This is a genomic window from Neisseria shayeganii 871, assembly GCF_000226875.1.
GTDB classification, from domain to species: Bacteria; Pseudomonadota; Gammaproteobacteria; order Burkholderiales; family Neisseriaceae; genus Eikenella; species Eikenella shayeganii.
The window spans coordinates 1-1,427 of the sequence record NZ_JH164934.1; the positions used below are offsets into that span (position 1 = coordinate 1).

Genomic DNA, 1,427 nt, shown 5'->3' on the forward strand with positions numbered 1-1,427 from the left:
CTCTAATTACCCCAAGAATTTTTGGCATGCACGCGAACGGTGTCGCGATGCCCCCGACAGCATCCACATTTGGTAACTTTCACAGTTTCAGGCTGAGACCTTTGCAAAACCTCCATCTGTGGCGCATTTCTGCGTTGTGCGTTTATGCCCTATGGGTACTGCTCGCTCGCTTGCCTATCTTCATGATATGTCTGTCCCACAGGGACTCCTTCGTTCGCCTCGCTGCGCTGCTACGCCTTGAACTGCATCCACATCTGGAGGTTTTGCAAAGGTCTCAGGCTACCTGAAAACGCAAACACACACAGACAAGCGCCCTACTCCGCCAAGCCGTTCAAAAACGCCGCCATCTCGGCATATGCCTGCGCACATACCTCGGGGTTCAAATCCTCCAGATTTAAGAAAGCATGGATCACCCCCGCCATCTCCACATGGCGGCACGACACGCCGGCGGCCTGCAACTTGGCCGCATAGGCGCGGCCTTCATCACGCAGCGGATCAGCCTCGGCAGTGAGCACCAAGGTAGGCGGAATCGGGCTGAGCACCGCACGGTGCAGGGGCGAAGCGGCGCGGCGGTCTGCACCGTCAATGAAATAACGGTCGAAATACCAGCGCATGCGCTCCGCCGTCAGCAGGTAACCCTCGGCAAATTCGGCCACCGAAGGCTGGCTCATGGTGAAATCCACGCTCGGATACACCAACACTTGGCCGGCAATCCGCACCTCGGCCGCATCGGTGCAGCAAAACAGATTGGCACAAATCGACCCGCCCGCGCTGTCGCCGCCCACGCTGATGCGGTCGGCAAAGCGGATGCCGCGCCCGGTCAGCAAGGCGCGGACGCCGCGCAACACCGTCAGCGCATCCTCCTGCGCCGCCGGATAAGAGTTTTCCGGTGCCAAACGGTATTCGGGCGCCACCACCACATGCCGGGTCTGCACCGCCACGCGGCGCAAAATCTGGTCGTACACACTCACGCTGCCCGCCACCCCGCCGCCGCCGTGAAAATACACCAACACTGGCAAGGCCTGTTCGGGCGCGGGATGGTAAATCCGCACCGGCACGGCATAAGCCGCAGGCGAAGGCACGGTGTCGTCCCACACCGCCGCCACCTCCTGCGCCCGGCTGACATAGCGGAAGGTCAGTCCGGCCAAAGCCTCGCGGACATTGATCACATTGGGCCGAAACCCCCGCGCCTGCACGGCAGGCAATAGCTGGTGGTTGATCACATCGAGAAATTGGCGCACGGCCGGCAGCAGCGTCATCACACATCCTTTCAGGTAGCCTCAAACGAAAATCCAAGGCTGAAGGCTACCTGAAAGCGCCAACGGAAGCCAGAGGCCTTTGCAAAACCCCAGCCCAACAAACAGCCGGAACATCTTTCATCCTGTTCCGGCTGTTTTGGCGTCAAAAGCAGACAAACCACCCCTAAA

At 60.1% G+C, this 1,427-nt stretch carries 1 protein-coding gene; it reads right to left on the reverse strand.

Translation table 11 applies throughout. The annotated features are described in order from the left end of the window. Nucleotides 1–314: 314 nt before the first annotated feature. The gene (locus HMPREF9371_RS10835; protein WP_009120194.1) at nt 315–1,259 is read right to left on the reverse strand and encodes an alpha/beta hydrolase; all 945 of its coding nucleotides are present in this window, start codon (nt 1,257–1,259) and stop codon (nt 315–317) included. Between the last annotated feature and the right edge of the window lie 168 nt (nt 1,260–1,427).

Coding starts and splice junctions, on each gene's coding strand:
- HMPREF9371_RS10835 (WP_009120194.1), bottom strand. CDS start 1,259: ATGACGCTGCTGCCGGCCGTGCGCCAATTTCTCGATGTGATCAACCAC.